The sequence below is a fragment of the Nonomuraea cavernae genome (genome assembly GCF_014646355.1).
Taxonomy (GTDB): domain Bacteria; phylum Actinomycetota; class Actinomycetes; order Streptosporangiales; family Streptosporangiaceae; genus Nonomuraea; species Nonomuraea cavernae.
In genome coordinates this window covers 226111-245894 of the sequence record NZ_BMNH01000007.1, presented here as the reverse complement: position 1 = coordinate 245894, position 19784 = coordinate 226111, and the positions used below count along the sequence as shown (strand labels likewise).

Annotated in this window: 16 protein-coding genes; 13 read left to right on the top strand and 3 right to left on the bottom strand. The window is 71.0% G+C overall.

The window, feature by feature from the left end; all coding sequences use genetic code 11:
- From IEY82_RS15270 to IEY82_RS15255, 5 genes are all read left to right on the top strand, one after another.
- A complete protein-coding gene (locus tag IEY82_RS15270; protein WP_189124762.1) occupies positions 1-1578 on the top strand; it encodes an MmpA family trehalose lipid delivery protein in 1578 nt (525 codons plus the stop codon).
- A 112-nt stretch (positions 1579-1690) separates the two neighbouring features.
- Positions 1691-1825, top strand: a complete 135-nt coding sequence (locus IEY82_RS39890) for a hypothetical protein (RefSeq protein WP_263647871.1) — start codon at positions 1691-1693, stop codon at positions 1823-1825.
- An 11-nt stretch (positions 1826-1836) separates the two neighbouring features.
- The gene (locus tag IEY82_RS15265) at positions 1837-2640 is read left to right on the top strand and encodes a glycosyltransferase (protein WP_189124761.1); all 804 of its coding nucleotides are present in this window, start codon (positions 1837-1839) and stop codon (positions 2638-2640) included.
- Between the two features lie 11 nt (positions 2641-2651).
- The gene (locus tag IEY82_RS15260) at positions 2652-3761 is read left to right on the top strand and encodes a glycosyltransferase family 4 protein (protein ID WP_189124760.1); all 1110 of its coding nucleotides are present in this window, start codon (positions 2652-2654) and stop codon (positions 3759-3761) included.
- A 116-nt stretch (positions 3762-3877) separates the two neighbouring features.
- Positions 3878-7927 carry an alpha-(1->3)-arabinofuranosyltransferase domain-containing protein gene (locus IEY82_RS15255; RefSeq protein ID WP_189124759.1) on the top strand — a complete coding sequence of 1350 codons (4050 nt, stop codon included), beginning with the start codon at positions 3878-3880 and terminating at the stop codon, positions 7925-7927.
- On the opposite strand, the gene IEY82_RS15250 is transcribed toward IEY82_RS15255, so the two are convergent.
- Both IEY82_RS15250 and IEY82_RS15245 read right to left on the bottom strand, forming a co-directional pair.
- Complete coding sequence (locus tag IEY82_RS15250) at positions 7848-8990, bottom strand: acyltransferase family protein (protein ID WP_189124758.1); 1143 nt, start codon at positions 8988-8990, stop codon at positions 7848-7850. The two genes, IEY82_RS15255 and IEY82_RS15250, sit on opposite strands and share 80 nt — an antisense overlap.
- Positions 8987-9712: a class I SAM-dependent methyltransferase gene (locus IEY82_RS15245; RefSeq protein ID WP_229697591.1), complete on the bottom strand. Its 726-nt coding sequence runs from the start codon at positions 9710-9712 to the stop codon at positions 8987-8989. Before IEY82_RS15245 ends, IEY82_RS15250 begins: the two co-directional genes overlap by 4 nt.
- Positions 9713-9869: 157 nt before the next feature.
- Between IEY82_RS15245 and pgfA the strand changes: the two genes are divergently transcribed.
- Both pgfA and IEY82_RS15235 read left to right on the top strand, forming a co-directional pair.
- Positions 9870-10787, top strand: coding sequence for a cell envelope lipid trafficking protein PgfA (gene pgfA, locus IEY82_RS15240; RefSeq protein ID WP_189124756.1), 918 nt, complete (start codon positions 9870-9872; stop codon positions 10785-10787).
- Positions 10788-10975: 188 nt separating this feature from the next.
- Positions 10976-12082, top strand: coding sequence for an NAD(P)H-dependent flavin oxidoreductase (locus IEY82_RS15235; protein ID WP_189124755.1), 1107 nt, complete (start codon positions 10976-10978; stop codon positions 12080-12082).
- A gap of 27 nt (positions 12083-12109) precedes the next feature.
- Here the strand turns inward: IEY82_RS15235 and IEY82_RS15230 are convergent, their stop codons facing one another.
- Entirely contained in the window at positions 12110-12919 is an 810-nt protein-coding gene (locus tag IEY82_RS15230) for a crotonase/enoyl-CoA hydratase family protein (RefSeq protein ID WP_189124754.1), read from the bottom strand.
- Positions 12920-13136: 217 nt separating this feature from the next.
- Here IEY82_RS15230 and IEY82_RS15225 point away from each other — a divergent pair, with 217 nt between their 5' ends.
- From IEY82_RS15225 to IEY82_RS15200, 6 genes are read left to right on the top strand one after another with little or no spacing between them, the layout of a single operon-like run.
- Positions 13137-14687 carry an acyl-CoA synthetase gene (locus IEY82_RS15225; RefSeq protein WP_189124753.1) on the top strand — a complete coding sequence of 517 codons (1551 nt, stop codon included), beginning with the start codon at positions 13137-13139 and terminating at the stop codon, positions 14685-14687.
- Complete coding sequence (locus tag IEY82_RS15220) at positions 14677-15579, top strand: Zn-ribbon domain-containing OB-fold protein (RefSeq protein ID WP_225262713.1); 903 nt, start codon at positions 14677-14679, stop codon at positions 15577-15579. The genes IEY82_RS15225 and IEY82_RS15220 overlap by 11 nt, the downstream gene beginning before the upstream one ends.
- Before the next feature lie 19 nt (positions 15580-15598).
- Positions 15599-16618 (top strand): thiolase family protein, encoded by a 1020-nt coding sequence (locus IEY82_RS15215; RefSeq protein WP_189124752.1) that lies wholly within the window; start codon positions 15599-15601, stop codon positions 16616-16618.
- 50 nt (positions 16619-16668) lie between these two features.
- Positions 16669-17814, top strand: a complete 1146-nt coding sequence (locus tag IEY82_RS15210) for a thiolase family protein (protein WP_189124751.1) — start codon at positions 16669-16671, stop codon at positions 17812-17814.
- A 48-nt stretch (positions 17815-17862) separates the two neighbouring features.
- A complete protein-coding gene (locus IEY82_RS15205; protein ID WP_189124750.1) occupies positions 17863-19446 on the top strand; it encodes an acyl-CoA synthetase in 1584 nt (527 codons plus the stop codon).
- Between the two features lie 22 nt (positions 19447-19468).
- Positions 19469-19762, top strand: coding sequence for a DNA-binding protein (locus IEY82_RS15200; protein WP_189124749.1), 294 nt, complete (start codon positions 19469-19471; stop codon positions 19760-19762).
- Positions 19763-19784 lie beyond the last annotated feature (22 nt).

Below are 19784 nucleotides of genomic sequence, written 5' to 3'. Positions count from 1 at the left end.
ATGCCGTACACGACCCGCGCCGGGCCGATGGCCGCCCTGCTCGGTCTCGCACTCGGCTGCCTCGCCCTCGGCCCGGCTCTGGGCTGGGGGTTCGTGCTGGCGCAGGACATGGTCTTCGTCCCGGACCCGGCCTTCTCGCGGTTCACCTTCGGCCTGGCCGGGGGCGCGCCGCGGGTGGTGCCCAGCGACGCGGTGGTCACCGCCCTCTCCTGGGTGATCCCGGGGGAGCTGGTGCAGAAGGCGATCCTGCTCGGAATCTTCGTGCTGGGCTGCTCGGGGGCCGCGCTGCTGGTGCCGTCGGAGTCCCTGGCGCCCCGGCTGGTCGCGGGGGCGTTCTACGTGTGGAACCCGTACGTGGCCGAGCGTCTGCTGATGGGGCAGTGGGCGCTGCTGCTGGGCTACGCGGGACTGCCCTGGGTGGTGGGCGCGGTGGTCTCGGGCCGGCGGCAGGCCGTGGCGATCCTGCCGGCGGCGGTGGGCGGGTTCGCGGCGATGACGATCACCGCGCTGACGGCCCTCCCGCTGGCGCTCACCGGCACGCGGAGGTGGGCGGGGACGCTCCGGACGGGGGCGATCGTGGTGGCGTTCAGCCTGCCCTGGCTGCTGGTCGCGGCGCTCCGCCCCGACGGGGTGACGGGCGACGGGGTCGGCGTGGAGGCGTTCGCCGCCAGGGCCGACGGGCCGTTCGGGGCCGTGGGGAGTCTGCTCTCGCTCGGCGGGATCTGGAACTCCCACGCCGTTCCGGCGGGCTACGACACGCTGCCGGGTGCGGTGGCCAGGCTGGCGCTGGCCGTGGCGGGGATCGCCGGTTTCGCCGTCCTGGGGCGGGTGGCGTACCGGAGGGGGCTCGCGGTGGCGGCGGCGGTGGGGTTCGCGATCGCCTGCCTGGGGGTGACCGAGCCGGGACGGGCGCTGCTCACCTGGCTGATCGGGGTGTGGGGCGGGTTCGCGGTGTTCCGGGACGCCCAGCAGTTCGTCGCTCCGCTGGCGCTGCTGGCGGCCGTCGGCCTCGGGCTGCTGACCGCCTCGGCCGCTTCGGCCGCTTCGGTGGCCCGCCGTGCCCCGGTGTGGGCGGGCGTCATGGTGCTGGTGCCCCTCGCCGTGCTGCCCACCCTGGCGTGGGGCGCGGCCGGGGCGCTGCGGGCCGTGAGTTATCCCGCCGACTGGACGGCCGCGCGCGAGCTCATCCGGCGGGACGGCGAGCCGGGCGACATCCTGGTGCTGCCGTTCGAGTCCTACCGGCGCTTTCCGTGGAACGGCCACCGGGCGGTGCTGGACCCGGCCCAGCGGTTCTTCGCCGTCCCCGGTCGCGACGTCGTCTCCAACGACACCGTACGGGTCGGTTCGATGGTCGTCGGAAGTGAGGACGGACGGGCCCGCCAGGTAGAACGCGTACTAGTAGAACCTTCACCGAACCTGCTCCGGGCCGGATTTCGGTACGTGGTCGTCGATGCGGGAACCCCGGACGAGCGCCGGGTATTCGAGGGGTGGCTCCGTGACGCGACGCTGGTGGTGGACGGTGTTGACCTGCGGCTGTACCGACTGGACCGCGCGCTTGGGCAGGGTACGTCCGAATAGGGTATTTGATCAGTGGGTTTATTAAGATTTCGTTTAGCTACTTCCGAGTAGCAAGAATAGGTTCTAGGTTTGTGACGGTCACCACTGCCGTGTCCGAGGAGGAACCCCCCAAGTGATCAAGATCCTCTTAGCAGCGATCATCGGTGTCGCCGTGGCTACGCTCGTGGCGACGGTCACCACCGTCTCCTTTACCGGCGCCACGGCCACACCGGTCAATCAGCCGCTCTACAACTACGGCGACCGGTAACCCGAGTCGTCATGCCGCCCTCCCTCCGAGGGGACGAGAGGACGAGCCGACCACCACTGCTCGAGATCGTCGTTCCGGCGTACAACGAGGAAGGACGACTCCCCGGGGGGCTCCTGCAGCTGTGCGCGAAGCTTGCCCGCATGCCGTTCCCGACCGCCGTCATCGTCGTCGACAACAACAGCACGGACGCCACCGCCGAGATCGTCAGAGCCTGGCCTGAGGGCACGGTCCCGGTCCGGCTGATCCAGTGTCCGGTTCCCGGCAAGGGCGCCGCCGTACGTGCCGGGTTGCTTGAGACTCACGCGCCTTTCGTGGGGTTCTGTGACGCCGACATGGCCACCGACCTCGACGCCATCGACGTCGCCTTCGGCCTGCTCCTGTCCGGGGAGCGCGTGGTCGTGGGCTCGCGCGCGCACACCTGCTCCGACGTGGAGAACCGGCACAGCCGGGTGCGTGAGCTGGGCGCCGTCGGCTTCCGCTCGCTGGCCAGGGTGCTCGTGCGCGGGGTGAACGACACCCAGTGCGGCTTCAAGTTCTTCGACGGCGCACTCGCCCGTCAGGTGGCGCCCCGGTTGCGCACTCCCGGGTTCGCCTTCGACGTCGAGCTGCTCGCGCGGTGCGCGGAACTCGGCGCCAAGGTGCTGGAGATCCCGGTGCAGTGGCGGGACATGCCGGGCTCGCGCTTCTCGCCGACCCGGCACAGCGCGGGCATCCTGCTCGAACTCGGCCGGATCTGGCTGACCCTGCGCACCGAACCGCGTGCCGGCCCCCGGCCCGCCTGGGACCAGCCGCTGGACTCCGTCGGATATCCGTGAGCCGGAGTTTCGTGAACATCGCCGTCGTCAACTGGCGCGATCCGTGGCATCCCGCCGCCGGAGGCGCCGAGACCTACGCCTGGGAGATGGCCCGGCGCTTCGCCGCGTCGGGCCACCGGGTCTGCTTCGTCACGGCCCGGGGCCCCGGCCAGCCCGCCAAGGACAAGCGGGACGGGGTACGGATCGCCCGGATGGGCGGCCCGTTCACCGTCTATCCCCTGGTGCTCGGCTGGCTGCTGCTCCGTCGCTCGCTGTTCGACGTGGTGCTCGACTGCCAGAACGGCATCCCGTTCTTCACGCCCTGGGTGCTGCCCCGCCGCGTGCGGATCTTCTGCGTGGTGCACCACGTGCACGACCGGCAGTTCGAGGTGCACCTGCCGCGCTGGCTGGCGGCGGTCGGGCGGTTCCTGGAGGGGCCGGTCTCGCGGTGGACCTACCGCGGGCAGGTGAGCGTGGCCGTGTCGCCCTCGACGGTCAACGCCATGCGGGAGCGGCTCGGGTGGCGGGGGCCGATTCATATCGTCCCCAACGGCGTAAGCATCAATGGATCACGAAATATCGGGAGAAGTGGGGTGCCTCGACTCGTGTGCGTGGGCCGGCTCGTCGCGCACAAACGCGTCGACCTGCTGCTCGACGCCGTCGGAGAGCTGAGGAAACGCTGGCCGGGCCTGACCGTGGACGTCATCGGCCGGGGTCCCGAGGAGGACCGCCTGCGCGCCCGGCTGCCGGAGGGCGTCACCATGCACGGCTACCTGTCCGAGGACGACAAGGAACGTCTCATCGCCTCCGCCTGGCTGCAGGTGAGCACCTCGCAGGGTGAGGGCTGGGGGCTGTGCGTGCTGGAGGCCGCCGCGCTCGGCGTCCCGACGGTCGCCTTCGACGTCGACGGACTCAGGGACGCGGTACGGCACGGCCGGACCGGCTGGCTGCTCCCCGAGGGCACCGACCTGGCCAAGGGCATCGCGGCGGCCCTGGAGGAGCTGGAGGAGGCCGCCCCCGCCGACCCGTACGGAGACAGAAGCCGGCAGTGGGCGGCGAGGTTCTGCTGGGACCGCAGCGCCGAACGCATGGCCCGGCTGATGCGGGGCCACGCCGTGGAGCCCGTCTGGGAGGAGTCGTGAGCGAGCGAGCCCTGAGCGGCGGAGGCGCGCACGGGGGAGGCGTCCGCGAAGGAGGCGTCCGCGAAGGAGGAGGTCGCGAAGGAGGAGGTCGCGGGGGAGGCGTCCGCGAGGAAGGCGTGAGCGCCAAGGCCCGGCACCGGCTCTGGCTGGTGATCTGCTGCCTGGGGTTCGCGGTGCTGTCGTTCACCACGGTCCCCGGCCAGATCATCTCCGACACCAAGATCGACCTGGCGCTCAACCCGGTCGGCTGGCTGGAGCGCGCCGCCCACCTGTGGGACCTGCAGCACTTCGGCCAGCTGCAGAACCAGGCCGCCGGCTACCTGTTCCCGATGGGCCCGTTCTTCGCCCTCGGCGACCTGGTCGGCATCGCGCCCTGGGTGACGCAGCGGCTCTGGCTGACGTTGCTGCTGTGCGTGGCGTTCCTCGGCGTGGAGCGGCTGGCCAGGCAGCTCGGCATCGGCACGCCCGGCACCCGCGTCGTCGGCGCGCTGGCGTACGCGCTGGCGCCCCGCGCGCTGTCCATCCTCGGCGAGATCTCGATCGAGTGGCTGCCCGCCGCGATGCTGCCGTGGATCCTGATCCCGCTGCTCACCGCGTCGGAGACCGGCCAGCGGGCCAGAGGCGCGATCCGGTCGGGCCTGGCCGTGGCGCTCTGCGGCGGCGTGAACGCCGTCGCGGTGCTGGCGGTGCTGGTCGCCCCGGTGATCTACATCCTCACCCGGCCCAGCCCGGTGCCGCGCTGGCGGATGCTCGGCTGGTGGACGGGCGCCGTCTCGGTGGCCACGCTGTTCTGGTGGCTGCCGCTGCTGCTCGTCGGCCGTTACGCGTTCTCCTTCCTGCCCTACACCGAGACGGCCTCCACCACCACGCAGGTCACCTCGCTGACGAACGTGCTGCGCGGCGCGTCCGACTGGGTGCGCTTCCTGACCGTCGGCGGGGTGAACGACCAGCCGGCCGGCTACGCGATCGCCACCTCGGCCGCGATGGTCGTGATCACCGGGCTGCTCGCCGCGCTCGGCCTGGCCGGTCTGGCCCGGCGCGACCTGCCCGCCAAGGGTTTCCTGATCACGGTGTTCGTGGTGGGCGTGGCCGCGCTGGTCGCCGGGCACATGAGCGCGCTGGAGCCGGTCGTCGCCGAGCCGGTGCGCTGGCTGCTCGACGGGCCGCTCGCGCCGCTGCGCAACCTGCGCAAGTTCGACCCGCTCGTACGCCTCGCGCTCGCTTTCGGGCTGGTCCACCTGCTGGCCGGGGCCCGGCTGCGCGTGCGGGCGGTGGCGCTGGTGGCCTTCGCCGGGCTCGTGCTGCCCGTCTTCAACCAGGGCCTGGCGGCCCCCGGCTCCTTCAAGGAGGTGCCCCTCTACTGGAAGGAGGCCGCCGCCTGGATCAACGAGAACGCCGGCGACGACGGCGTGCTGGTCGTGCCCGGCGCCAAGTTCGGCGAGTATCTGTGGGGCCGGCCGCTCGACGATCCCACGCAGCCGCTGCTCCAGGCCCGCTGGACGGCCAGGCAGGTCACCGCCGCCGGGTCCGTGGGCCTGACCAGGCTGCTCGACGCCATCGACCAGCGGCTCACCGCCGGCCACGGCTCAGCGGGCCTGACCGAGGTGCTGCGCCGGATGGGCGTGCGCTACCTGGTCGTCAGGAACGACCTGATCAGGGCCAACCTGCAGGGCGCCTGGCCGACCAGGATCTACGAGACGCTCCGCGAGTCGCCCGGCATCACCAAGATCCGCTCATTCGGCGGCGAGGTGGGCGACAGCGTCACCGACGACGTGATCGAGTCCGTGGACTGGCCGTTCCCCGCGCTGGAGCTGTACGAGGTGTCGGGCAGCTCGGAGCTGGTCGACGTGCGGCCCGGAGCCGAGGCGCTGCGGGTGCGCGGCGGCCCCGACTCGCTGCTCACGATGGGCGACCTCGGCCTGCTGGGCGACGGTCCGGTGCTGGTGAACGGCGACGCCGGCCGGCAGGAGGTGCCGGTCGTCGCGAGCGACGCGCTGAGGCTGCGCGAGCGGCAGTTCGGCGAGATCAGGTCCAACTGGACTCCCACCCTGACCGCCGACCGGCGCGACGACTTCACCGGCGTCAGAGCGCTGGACCTGCTGGAGAACGGCTGGCTGGAGGAGACCGCCACCGCCGAGTACGGCGGCATCTCGGCCATCACCGCCTCCTCCTCGGTCGCCGACGCCGGCGCGATCCCCGGCCTCAGCGCCACCGGCCGCAGCCCGTGGGCGGCCATGGACGGCGACTTCGAGACCACCTGGGAGAGCGGCGGCTGGAAGCGGCCCGAGGGCGAGTGGCTCCGCATCGACCTGCCCCAGGAGCGCGAGATCCCGTCCTTCCAGGCGACGTTCACCAACAACGTGCTGCTCGGCCAGTCGATCAAACGGGTGGCCGTGGTGACCGAGGGCGGCCGGCTGGTGCAGCAGGTCGCGCAGACCAACACCCCCCAGACCCTGCGCACGCCGCCCGGCCCGACGAGCTGGCTGAAGATCGAGGTCGTGGAGACGTACAACCAGCGCTGGAGCTTCGTGCAGCGGGTCGGCATCACCGAGATCGCGATCCCCGGGATCATCCCGAGCCGCACCATCCGGCTGCCCGGACAGGGCGGCGACGTCTACGTGATGGACACCGGCCTGGACGCGCGCCCCGAGTGCATGCGCGACCCGGCCCGCTGGATCTGCAACCCGCTGCTGGCCCGACCGGGCGAGGAGGGCGCCGGCTTCGACCGGACCTTCACCGTCGAGGAGGAGCGCACGGCCGCGGTCCAGGGCACCGCCGTGCTCCGCGACGCCGAGCTGGTCGACCGCTACACCCGGCTCAGCGCCGACGTGACCAGGGTCGAGGGCTCGTCCCAGGTGAACAAGGAGCCCGTGGTGGCGCCCCGGTCGGCATTCGACGCCGACGCGTCCACCACCTGGGTGCCCTCGCCCTCCGACGCCGAGCCCACGCTCACGATCCGCTGGAAGGGCAAGCGGGCCGTCTCCCGGCTCCAGGTGGCCCGCCCCGGAGGCGACAAGCAGCCGCTCGACCTCGTGGTGATGGGCGACAAGGGCCAGGTGCGCAGCGGCCGGGCGGACGCCGGCGGCACCCTGGCCTTCCAGCCGATGTCCACGTCCTCCCTCAAACTGCGCTTCTACCCCGTCTCCAGGCGGCTCCAGGTCACCGAGCTGATCGTGCCCGGCGTCAGCCCGGCGAGCAGGCCGGAGGGCATCCCGTTCCGGCTCTCCTGCGGCCAGGGGCCGCAGCTGCAGGTCAACGGCCAGACCATCCGCACCAAGGTCAGCGGCACCTACTCCGACCTGCTGGAGCAGCGGCCCGTGCGGTTCGCCGGCTGTTCGCGGGCGGAGCTCGGCGGCGGCGACAACCGGGTGCGGGTGGCCGGCTGGGACCCGTTCGAGATCACCAACCTGGTCGTCGGCTCGGTGCCCGAGCGGCCCGTTCCGGTGGAGGGCGCCGCGCTGCCCGGCACCTGGACCCCGGCGCTGCGCGAGGTGCGCGTGGCCGCCCGCCAGGACTCCTTCCTCGTCGTCAACGAGAACTTCAACGCGGGCTGGCACGCCACCGTCGAAGGGCAGATCCTGCGGCCCGTGCGGGTCGACGGCTGGAAGCAGGCCTGGGAGCTGCCCGCGGGCACCTCGGGGACCGTGCGGATGGAGTACGGGCCGGACAAGCCCTACCGGCTGGCGCTCGGGCTCGGGCTGGCCGGGATCGCGCTGCTCGTCCTGCTCGCCCTGGTGATGCGTGGCCCGCGGCCCGAGCACGTGCTGGAGACCGCTCCGGCGGCCGCCGCCCGCCTGTCCCGGTGGCGGGTGCCGTACGTGATCGTGCTGGGGCTGGGGTTCGGCGCCTGGGTGGCGGGCTGGCAGGGCATGCTCGTGGTGCTCGCCGGCGTCGTGGTCGTCCTGTGGCCGCGACTGCCGAGGCGGGCCGTGCCCTGGGTGGCCGCCTGGCTGTTCGGCGGGGCGACGGTGTCGCTGGCCGCGGCCATGGCGCTGCGCGACTACGGCGTGGACGTGGAGCTGCTGACCGACCACGTGCCGCAGCTCTTCTCCTGCGCGGCCATGGGCGTGCTGTTCGGGCAGCTCGTCAGCGCACCGGCGCCGCCTCCTTCGCCGCGGGAGCGTCCGGCGGCGGAGCAGGTGCTGACCCGCGCCGGCTCAGTCTGAGCGCGTTCTCCTCGATGAGGTGGTAGCTCGCGACGCTCACCAGCATCGTGCCGACGAACGTCAGGATCGCCACCTGCACGAAGTCGCCGGTGAACGGCTGGGTGCCGGTCACCTTGTAGTAGAGGGTGATCACCGGCGCGTGCCAGAGGAAGAAGCTGTAGGAGATCCGGCCCAGGTAGGCGGTGACCGGGTTGCCCAGCACCCGGTGCCGGAGCGAGTCGTGCCGGGGGGCCAGCGCGAACGGCGCGACCAGCAGGATCGCCACCGACGCCTCCAGGCCCATCCGCCAGAGCGACTGGCCCACGTCCGGCAGCGTCAGCGTGCGCGGCCCGGCCAGCTCCGTGCTCAGCACCACGTAGAGCAGCAGCGCCAGCACGAGCAGCTGCGGCGCCAGCGCGTCGATGGCCTTGATCTCCTTGCGCCACACCGACAGCACGGCCATCGCCATCCCGGCGGCGAAGTAGATCAGGTGATGCGGCAGCCAGAGCGCCATCTCCGGCTCGTCGGCCGCGTGGGAGACGATCACACTGGCCACCGAGATCACCGGCAGCACGGCGATGCCGGCGAGCAGCCGCACCGGCCGGTTGCCGCGGCGCGCCCACTGGTGCAGCAGCCAGGCGAGCAGGGGCAGCACCAGGTAGAACGCCATCTCGATGGGCATCGTCCACATCTGGTAGAGCCCGTCGGGGGCGCGGTCCTGCTCGGTGTAGTTCTGCAGCAGGAGCAGCCACTTGGCCCAGCCGGTCCAGTCCATCGAGCTCCACGCCAGCAGCGCCAGGAACGTGACCACCCAGTAGGCCGGCATCACACGGAACACCCGGCGCCAGAGGTAGAGGCCGGGACGCGGCGCCGGGGAGTCCTCCAGCAGGGCCCGTACCCACGGCCGGTAGAGCAGCAGGCCGGAGAGCAGGAAGAAGATCGGCACCGCGACGCCCAGCCGGGTCGTCATCCAGGCGAACATGCCCTCGCGGTACATGACGCCGGTGTTGCCGGCCACGTGCAGCACCCAGACGCCGAGCGCGGCCAGGGCGCGGATGCCGTCGAGCGCGCCATCCCTCTTCAAGGACGCTTTCTCAGTACCAGGACCAGGTTCCACGTTGCGAACTCCCTGACGATCGGGACGTGCAGCATCGGGCGGTACCACCAGGGCAGGTAGCGGGGGAAGGCGTCGACCAGGTCCACCCGCCGCTCGCTCCGGGCCCAGCGCAGGCCCTGGGCGACGGAGACGGGATAGAGGCTCTGGCCGTAGCGGTTCTTCGGCGCCTTGCCGTGGGTGTTCTCGTATCTCCGGGCGGCTCGGTGGCCGCCCAGGTAGTGCCAGGGCGAGGTCTCGTGACCGCCCCAAGGGGAGAGCCAGTTGGTGTACGCGAGGAACACCAGGCCGCCGGGTCTGGTCACCCTGACCATCTCGGCGGCCATCCGCCACGGCTCGGGGACGTGCTCCAGCACGTTGGAGGAGAAGCAGACGTCGACCGAGGAGGTGCGCAGCGGCAGGTCGAGGGCGCTGCCGAGCAGTCCGCCGCCGGGCGTGCCCTGGCCGGTCAGCTCGCCCGCGTCGACGTCCACGCACACGCAGCGGGCGCCGTGGCGGCGGAACTCCGAGGCGAAGAAGCCGGGGCCGCCGCCCACGTCGAGGACGAGCCGGTCGCGGAGGTCCACGTACCGGCGTAGCTGGGCGGCCGTGTCCGCCGCCAGGGTCGTGTAGTAGCCCTGCTGGTCGTCCTGCTCGGAGCGGAACGCCCGGAATAACCGGATGGACCGCGCCAAGTCAGGGCGCCTGGGCATATCTCCTGCTTTCATATGCGGAGTCACTCTAGAACTTGTTTCTATCGATTTGATTGCGGCTCTGTTCCGGACGGTGACGCATGTCACGCACTGTCATACTTTGTTGCCGGATGTTCGAGCAAGATAACAACAGGTTCTAGGATCGCGGAGGCCGTTGATGGGTCGCATCTCCACGCTCGTCCTCATCGGGGTCGGTGCGTTCTTCATCGCACTCGCCCCGCTCGTGAAATTCTGGGCGGCAGAGAAGATCATTTCTGCCCCCGCGAACCAGTTCGGTATCACCCACCTGGAGGCCAAGGGCGCGCAGTACTTCTCCAAGCAGGACCTCAAGGTGCTGACGGCCGACCTGGACATCATCGTGACCACCCGTGGCGACGTGAAGGAGGCCAACTCCAACCGCGTCGTCTGGGACGAGGCCACCGTGGTCAACGACATCACGAACGGACGTCCGCAGATCGACCTCAGCGACCGTCGCAGCGCCTTCGACAAGTACTCCGGCGTGGGCGTGAACTGCTGTGGCGTCAACGTCGCCAAGGCCCCGGTGACGCTGGAGGGCCAGATCTACAAGTTCCCGTTCGACGCGGAGAAGAAGACCTACAAGGTGTTCAACTCCAGCGCGATGAAGGCGTTCGACGCGCGCTTCGTCCGCGAGGACAACGTCGGCGGCCTGCCCGTCTACGTCTACGAGCAGGACGTGCCGCCGACCAAGACCTCGACCCTCACCGCTCCCGCCTCGGTGCTCGGCATGACCGACACCACCGGCGACGTGCAGGTGGACCGCTGGTACGACGGCAAGGTCACCTACTGGATCGAGCCCGCCACCGGCGCTCCGGTCAAGCAGGAGCAGCAGCGGCACGAGGTGCTCAAGACCCAGGACGGCATCGAGCGCTCGGTGGCCTTCGTCGCCGTGGCCAAGATGACGGACGAGACGGTCGGCAAGCTGGTGCAGAGCGCGGAGGAGGGCAAGAGCCAGATCAACCTGCTGCGCAACATCATCCCGCTCGTGCTGCTGGTCATCGGGGTGGTGCTGGTCGTGGCCGGGGTGATGCTCGGCCGCCGCTCCCGCGAGTCCTGACCGTCCTTCCGGGGCCCCGCGTCGCGCGGGGCCCTTTTCGCTGCCCGGACCCCCTTCTGGCGGCCGGCCGGCTTGTCACGCTACGTAATTAGAACGGGTTCTCGACCAAGGTTACTGGCCAGTACCGATGAAAGGTTCTAGAGTAGAACGCGTTGCAGTTCGTTATTAGCCGGTCGTATTGTCGGTATATGCGGACACGTGTCACGGAGATGTTCGGGATCGAACTACCGATCTTCGCGTTCAGTCACTGCCGGGACGTCGTTGCGGAGGTCAGCCGCGCCGGCGGAATGGGCGTCCTCGGCGCCCTCTACTTCACCCCCGAAGAGCTCGAAATGGAGCTCAAGTGGATCGACGACCACGTCGACGGCAAGCCCTACGGCGTCGACGTCGTCATGCCCGCCTCCTACGAGGGCGCGGACTTCGCGGCCGACGAGCTGGTCGGCCGACTCCAGACGATGATCCCCCCGGGCCACCGGAAGTTCGTCGACGACCTGCTGGCCGCCCACGGCGTGCCGGCCCTGTCGGCCGACGCCGAAGCGGGCAAGGTGCTGCTCGGCTGGACCGACGCCACCGCGCGCCCACAGGTCGAGGTGGCGCTCAGGCATCCGATCGCGCTGCTGGCCAACGCTCTCGGGCCGCCTCCGGCCGACGTGGTCGACCTGGCCCACGCCCACGGCGTCAAGGTCGCCGCCCTGGCCTCCACCCCGCGTCACGCGCTCAAGCAGGTCGAGGTCGGCGTCGACGTGGTGGTCGCGCAGGGCACCGAGGCCGGTGGACACACCGGCGAGATCTCCACCATGGTCCTCATTCCGCAGGTCGTGGACGCGGTCGACGTGCCGGTGCTGGCGGCCGGCGGGATCGGCAACGGGCGCCAGATGGCCGCCGGCATGGCCCTGGGTGCCGAGGGCGTCTGGACCGGCTCGCTCTGGCTCACGGTGGAGGAGGCCGACACGCCCCAGATGGCCAAGGAGCGCATCCTGGAGGCCACCTCGCGCGACACGGTCCGCTCCCGCAGCTGGACCGGCAAGCCGGCCCGGCTGCTCAAGAACGAGTGGACCGACGCCTGGGAGTCCCAGGAGTCGCCGGGGACGCTGCCGATGCCGCTGCAGTTCATGCTGGTCTCCGACGCCCTGCGGCGTATCGGCCGCTCCGACGCCGCCGAGCTGGCCACCTTCCCGGCGGGCCAGATCATCGGCATCACCAACCAGGTGCGCTCCACCCGTGACGTCATGTACTCGCTCGTCGAGGAGTACACCGAGGCCCTGGAGCGCCTCGGCCAGATCACCGACGACTGACTCACACCGGAACGACGGTCACCGGGATCAGCGGCCGTGGTAGGTGGCGGGGCGCTTCTCCTTGAAGGCGCGGGCGCCCTCGCGGGCGTCCTCGGAGCCGATCACCGGCCAGCCGAGCTCGTCCGACACCTTCAGCGCCTCGGGCTCGGACAGGCCGAGCGTGTCGCGGTAGGCGCGCAGGATGGCCTGGACGGCGAGCGGGCCCGAGGCGGCGACGTCGGCCGCGATCTCCCGGGCCACCGTCAGGGCCTGGCCGTCCGGCACCACGCGGTTGACCAGGCCCATCGTCAGGGCCTCGGCCGCGGTGATCGGGCGGCCGGTGAGCAGCAGGTCCATGGCGTGGCAGTAGGGGATCTGGCGGGCCAGCCGCACGGCGCTGCCGCCCATCGGGAACAGCGCGCGCTTGGCCTCGAAGAGCCCCAGGGTCGCCGACTCGGCGACCACCCGCAGGTCGGTGCCGACCAGCAGCTCCGTGCCGCCCGCGACCGCGTGGCCCTCCACCGCGCAGACGATCGGCTTGGTGGGCAGGTCCTCGCGGAGCAGGCCCTTCCAGTGGTAGTTGGCGATCTCGGCGGCGCGGGCCCGAACCTCGGGGTCCGTGGACGGCTGGCCCATGGCCTTCAGGTCGGCGCCCGCGCAGAAGGTGCCCTCGGCGCCGGTCAGGATGGCCACCCGGACCTCGGGCTCGGCCGTCACGTACGCCCAGGCCGAGGCCAGGCCGATCAGCATGTCGGAGGAGAGGGCGTTGCGGGCCTCGGGCCGGTCCATGGTGACGATCACGAGTTGGCCGTCGCGCTCGACGCGGCAGTGGGACGTGCTGATCGGCAGGAGTTCCACGAGAGCCTCCGAGGTGATTGAATCAAACGCTTGTTCAACGCCGCCGATGATAGCGCGCCGGGTGCCGGAACCGGTCTAATCAAGCGCTTGCTCCCCTCTTCACCGGCGGGTTACGCTGCCCAAGCAAACGAGAACAGGTTCTCGTTTCGCCTGCCTGGGCCGGTCGTGCGCTTGTGGGTTCGGCCGTCTCCGGCACCGAACACTGACGAGGAGTTCCATGGGCACGCTCGGTTTCTGGAGGCTGGCGCAGGCGGATCCCGACTGGATCGCCGCCGTGGACCCCGACGGCACGGAGCATCGCGCCGGCGACCTCCTCGCCCGGTCCAACCAGCTCGTCCACGGCCTCCGGGAGCTCGGCCTGCGGCCCGGCGACGGCTTCTCCGCCCTGGTGCCCAACGGGGCCGACGGCCTGGTCTTCTACCTGGCGGCGTTGCAGGCCGGTTGGTACTACACGCCGATCAACTGGCACCTGACCGGCCCGGAGATCGCCTACATCGTGGCCGACTCCGAGGCCAAGGCCTTCCTCGTGCATCCCCGGCACGCCGTGGAAGGGGCGCGCGGAGCCGAGGCGCTGGCGCCCGAGCGCCGCTTCGCGCTGCCGGGCGGCGACGTGCCCGGGTTCCGCCCGATCGGCGACCTCATCGACGGCAGGCCCGAGACCACGCCACCCGACCGTACGGCCGGGGCCACCATGCACTACACGTCAGGTACGACCGGCAAGCCCAAGGGCGTCAGGCGGCAGCTCTCCGGGCTCGACCCCGACGACTCCGCCGAGCTGATGACGTTCCTGCTGGGCCTGTTCGGCATCACGCCGGGGCAGCCCAACGCCCACCTGGTCACCTCGCCCAACTACCACACCGCCGTCACCCAGTTCGGCGGCACGGCCCTGCACATGGGGCACACCATCGTGTTCACCGACAAGTGGGACGCGGAGGAGATGCTCCGGCTCTGCGAGCGCTACCGGATCACCAACTCGCACATGGTCCCCACCCACTTCAAGCGCCTGCTCGCGCTGCCCGAGGAGACCCGGCACGCGTACGACCTGTCCTCGCTGAAGTGGATGATCCACGCCGCCGCGCCCTGCCCGGTGCCTGTGAAGTGGGCCATGTTCGAGTGGTGGGGCGACTGCGTCTACGAGTACTACGCGGCCACCGAGGGCGGCGGCACCCTGGCCACCCCCGAGGGCTGGAAGTCCCACCCCGGCACGGTCGGCTCGGCCTGGCCGATCAGCGAGCTGCTCATCGTGGACGACGCGGGCGAGCCGGTGCCGACCGGGACCGCGGGGACGATCTACATGAAGATGCTCGGCGCGACCTTCGAGTACAAGGGCGATCCGGCCAAGACGCAGGCGAGCAGGCTCAAGGACTACTTCACGGTCGGCGACATCGGCTACCTGGACGAGGACGGCTTCCTCTTCCTCTGTGACCGCAAGGCCGACATGATCATCTCCGGTGGGGCGAACATCTACCCGGCCGAGATCGAGAACGAGCTCATGGTCCACCCCAAGGTCGCGGACGTCGCCGTCTTCGGCATCCCGGACGAGGAGTGGGGCGAGCAGATCAAGGCCGTGGTGGAGCCCGCCGAGGGGGTCGAGCCGGGGCCCGACCTGGTGGACGAGCTGCTGGCCTCCCTGGAGGGACGGCTGGCCCGGATGAAGTGGCCGAAGACCATCGACTTCATCGAGGAGATGCCCCGCGAGCCCAACGGCAAGCTGCTCAAACGCAAACTCCGTGCCCCCTACTGGGAGGGACACGACCGTGCCATCTGAGAGCGGGGCGCTGGTCGCCCGGCACGTGCTGGAGTTCCCCGGCGGCTACACCCGGACCACCGGGCCGGTGATCGGCCGGTTCCTGACCGAGCTGCGCGCCGGCCGGATCGTCGGGGTGCGGACCGCCGAGGGCACGGTGCTGGTGCCGCCCCTGGAGTACGATCCGGCCACCGGTGACGCCGTCACCTCGGAGTACGTCGAGGTGGGTCCGGCGGGGACCGTCACGGCCAGCGCCTGGGTGCACGAGCCCCGCCCCGGACACCCGCTCGACCGGCCGTTCGCCTGGGCGACCATCAAGCTCGACGGGGCCGACACCTCGCTGGTGCACGCCGTGGACGCGGGCAACCCGAAGGCGCTGGCGCCCGGGACCAGGGTGTGGCCGGTCTGGCGTCAGGCCCGCGATGGCCAGATAACCGACATTTCACACTTCGCTCCTGAGGTGACGAAGATCGTGTCCCAGGTGCGCGCCGAATACCGGCTCCAGGCCGGCGGGGCGCTCGGCGTCTTCCTCGAAGGCGTCGGCCGGGGCGTCTTCATCGGCGGCTCCTGCGCCACCTGCGGCCAGGTCTACGTGCCCTTACGCGGCTCCTGCCCGGAGTGCGGCACCGTGATCACCGAGCAGGTCGAACTGCCCGACACCGGGACGATCACCACCTTCGCCATCAACAACCTGCCCGATCCCCGGGCCCCCGAGGTGCCGTTCGTCTCGGCGTACATCCTGCTGGACGGCTCGGACAGCCCGCTGATCGCCCTGGTCGGCGGGGTCCCCGCGCACGAGGTGCGGCAGGGCATGCGGGTCCGGGCCGAGTGGATCCCGCGCGAGGAGTGGACGCCGTCCATGGCGAACGTCCGGTGGTTCGCGCCCACCGGCGAGCCGGACGTGGAGCTGTGATGAGAGACGTGGAGCAGTGATGAGAGACGTCGCCATCGTCGCCTTCGCCCAGACCAGGCACACCGACCACGACACCGGCCTCTCCGAGGCCGAGATGATCCTGCCCGTGATCAACGAGGTCAAGGAGCGCACCGGGCTCCAACGGTTCGGATTCACCTGCTCCGGCAGCTGCGACTACCTCGCCGGTGCGCCGTTCTCGTTCGTCTCCGCGCTCGACGCGGTCGGCGCCTGGCCGCCGATCTCCGAGAGCCACGTGGAGATGGACGGCGCCTGGGCGCTCTACGAGGCCTGGGTGCGGCTCCAGCACGGCGACATCGACAGCGCCCTGGTGTACGGCTTCGGCAAGTCGTCACTCGGCGACCTGCGTACGATCACGACACTCCAGCTCGACCCCTACTACCTGGCGCCGCTCGGCCTCGACCAGCTCTCCGTCGCCGCCCTCCAGGCCGCGGCCGCCGGCGTGGACCGCGCCGAGCTCGACGAGATCGTCCGGCGCAGCCGCGCCGACGGCCGCGGCAACCCGTACGCGCTCGACCTGCCGGAGGAGGTGCCGGACGGGTTCGCGGTCGAGCCGCTGAAGACCGCCGACATCGCCCCCATCACCGACGGCGCGGCCGCCGTGGTGCTCGCCACGGGCGACCTGGCCACAAGGCTGTGCCCGAACCCCGCCTACATCAGGGGCATCGCCCATCGCATAGAGCCCCATTACCTGGGTATGCGGGATCTTGCCCGGTCGACCTCCGCGGCCGAAGCCGCACGCGCCGCGGGGGTCGGCAAGGGTGCGGTCGAGGTGGCCGAGCTGCACACCCAGTTCGCCCACGAGGAGCCGATCCTGCGCCGGGCGCTCGAACTCCCCGGCGACACCGTGATCAACCCCTCCGGCGGCCCGCTCGCCGCCAACCCCGTCATGGCCACCGGGCTGATCCGCATCGGCGAGGCCGCCAGGCGCATCCACGACGGCACCGCCTCCCGGACCGTGGGCCACGCCGCGAGCGGCCCCTGCCTGCAGCACAACCTCGTCGCGGTCCTGGAGGCGTGAGCCCATGACCCGGCGAGGCCGCGTAGCGAACGAGGAGTGGTGAGCGACCAGTGAACAGATGCGCGGTCATCGGCGTCGGCCAGACGCACTACACGACCAAACGCAGGGACGTGTCGATCGCCGGCCTGGTCCGCGAGGCCGCGCTCAGGGCGCTCGACGACGCCGGGCTCACCTTCAAGGACATCAACGCGGTCGTCATCGGCAAGGCGCCCGACCTGTTCGAGGGCGTCATGATGCCCGAGTCCTACCTGGCCGACGCGCTGGGCGCGGCGGGCAAGCCGATGATGCGCGTGCACACCGCGGGCAGCGTCGGCGGCTCGACCGCCCTGGTCGGCGCCGGCCTCATCCAGGGCGGCGTGCACGACCGGGTGCTGGTCGTGGCGTTCGAGAAGCAGTCGGAGTCCAACGCCACCTGGGCGCTGACCACCCACCCGCCGTTCAGCTCGTCGCTGGTGGTGGGCGCCGGCGGCTACTTCGCGCCGCACATCCGCGAGTACATGCGCCGGACCGGCGCCCCCGGCCACATCGGCACGCTGGTCGCGGTCAAGGACCGGCTGAACGCGCTGAAGAACCCGTACGCGCACCTCAGGATCCCCGGCATCGACCGGGCGATGGTCGAGTCGACGCCGATGCTGTGGGAGCCGATCCGCTACCTGGAGACCTGCCCGTCCAGCGACGGCGCCTGCGCGATCGTCCTGTCGTCGGAGGACAAGGTCACCGGCACGCCCGCCTGGGTGCACGGTGCGGCCATGCGCTCCGAACCGATGTCCCGGGCCCGGCGCGACACGGTCAGCCCGCAGGCCGGCAAGGACTGCGCCGCCGACGTCTACCGGCAGGCCGGCATCACCGACCCCCGGCGGCAGATCGACGTGGCCGAGGTGTACGTACCGTTCTCCTGGTATGAGCCGATGTGGCTGGAGAACCTGGGATTCACCGCGGAAGGAGAGGGCTGGAAGGTCACCGAGTCGGGGGCCACCGCGCTCGACGGTGACATCCCGTGGAACGCCTCCGGCGGGGTGCTGTCCAGCAACCCGATCGGCGCGTCCGGACTGATCAGATTCGCCGAGGCCGCGCTGCAGGTGCGCGGGATGGCGGGAGAGCACCAGGTGGACGGCGCCCGGCTCGCGCTCGGCCACGCCTACGGCGGGGGAGCCCAGTTCTTCGCGATGTGGATCGTCGGACGGGAGAAGCCCTGACCAGGGGGGACACCCGCACACCCTCGAACCGAGGAAGAAGAGGTCCGGATGGAGTTCAACCACGCTGACCTGTTCGAAGCGCTCGCGGACGCGATCGGGGACCGCGTCGCCGTCGTGTGCGGCGACGAACGGCGCACCTACGCCGAGCTGGACGCCGAGGCCAACCGGCTCGCCCACTACCTGCTCGACCGGGGCGTCGGGCCCGGCCAGCACGTCGGCATCCACCTCTACAACGGCATCGAGTACATCGCCGCGCTGCTCGCCGCGCTGAAGATCCGGGCCGTGCCGATCAACGTCAACTACCGCTACGTCGAAGCCGAACTGCTCTACCTCTACCGCGACTCCGGCATCCGGGCGTTGTTCTACGACGTCGAGTTCGAGTCGCGGGTGGCCGCCGTCGCCCCCGACGCCCCGGAGTTGCGGCACCTGATCGCGGTGGGCGGGCAGCCGGCCACCCGCGACGCGGTGCCGTACTGGATGGCGCTGGAGAGCGGCAAGCCGGAGCGCGGCTTCGCCCCACGCTCCGGGCAGGACGTCTACATCATCTACACCGGCGGCACGACCGGCATGCCGAAGGGCGCCATGTGGCACGTCGAGGACCTGTTCATGGCCTTCGGCGGCGGCAACCCGTACGGCGAGCCGCGCGCCACCCCGCAGGAGGTCGTCGACGAGGCCGTCAAGGCGAACCCGATCGTGATGATGGCCGCGCCGCCGCTGATGCACGGGGCGGCGCAGATGGCCACCTTCATCGCCTGGTGGATGGGCTCCACCATCGCCTACGTCCGCAAGTTCGACGCCGCCGACGTGTGGCGGACGATCGAGCGGGAGAAGGTGTTCACCGTCAACATCACCGGCGACGCGATGGCCAGGCCGCTCAGCGAAGAGCTCGAACGGGGCGGCTACGACGTCTCCTCACTGGTCGCGGTCAGCTCCACCGGCGCCATCCTGAGCGGCGCCGTCCGCGACCGGCTCCAGGAACTGCTGCCGAACGTGATGATCCTCGACAACTTCGGCTCCACCGAGTCGGGCTTCACCGCCTCGGGCGTCGAGGGCTCCTCGCCGGAGAAGGGGCTGCGCTACCAGCCCAACGCGACCTCCGGGCTGGCCGTGCTCGACGAGAAGCTGCGGCCCGTCGAGCCGGGCTCGGGACAGCTGGGCACCGTGGCCAAGGCCGGGCGGATCGCGTTCGGCTACCACAACGACCCGGACAAGACGGCGCGGACGTTCGTCACCGACGCCGACGGCACCCGCTGGCTGCTGACCGGCGACCTGGCGACCGTCGAGGCCGACGGCACCGTCACCATGTTCGGCAGGGGCTCGCAGTGCATCAACACCGGCGGCGAGAAGGTCTTCCCCGAGGAGGTCGAGGCCGTGCTCAAGGGCCACCCCGCCGTGTTCGACGCGGTGGTGACCGGCGTGCCCGACGAGCGCTGGGGCAACAGGGTGGCCGCCGTCATCGAGCGGCGTCCCGGCGTCGAGGTCGCCTCGGAGGAGCTCGACGCGCACTGCCGGCGATTACTGTCGGGCTACAAGGTGCCCCGCACGTACGCGTTCGTGACCGAGATGGTCCGCTCCCCGGCCGGCAAGGCCGACTACCGCTGGGCCAGACAGGTGGCCGAATCCGCCTGCTGACCCCCATCTGGCAAGCCGCGGCATGGAGGCGGTGATCAGCGCTCTCACCGTCATCGAGGCCACTCACCGCCGAACGGACAAAACCCGGCTCGCCTGGCTCCTGTCCGGTATGCGGATCGTCCACGTTGGCGAAGAGGAGGCCAAAGCCGCCTCAGCGCTGCGGATCGGAGCCGGACTGCATGGTCACAAGTACGCGATCGACGCCGTGGTGGCGGAGCTGGCGACACGGCAACAGCGGCCGGTCGTCATGCTCACCTCCGAAATCGACGACATGACCAAGCTCTGTGGTGATCGAGTTCGGCTCGTAGCCGTGTAGACACGGGGTGAGGTCAGACCGG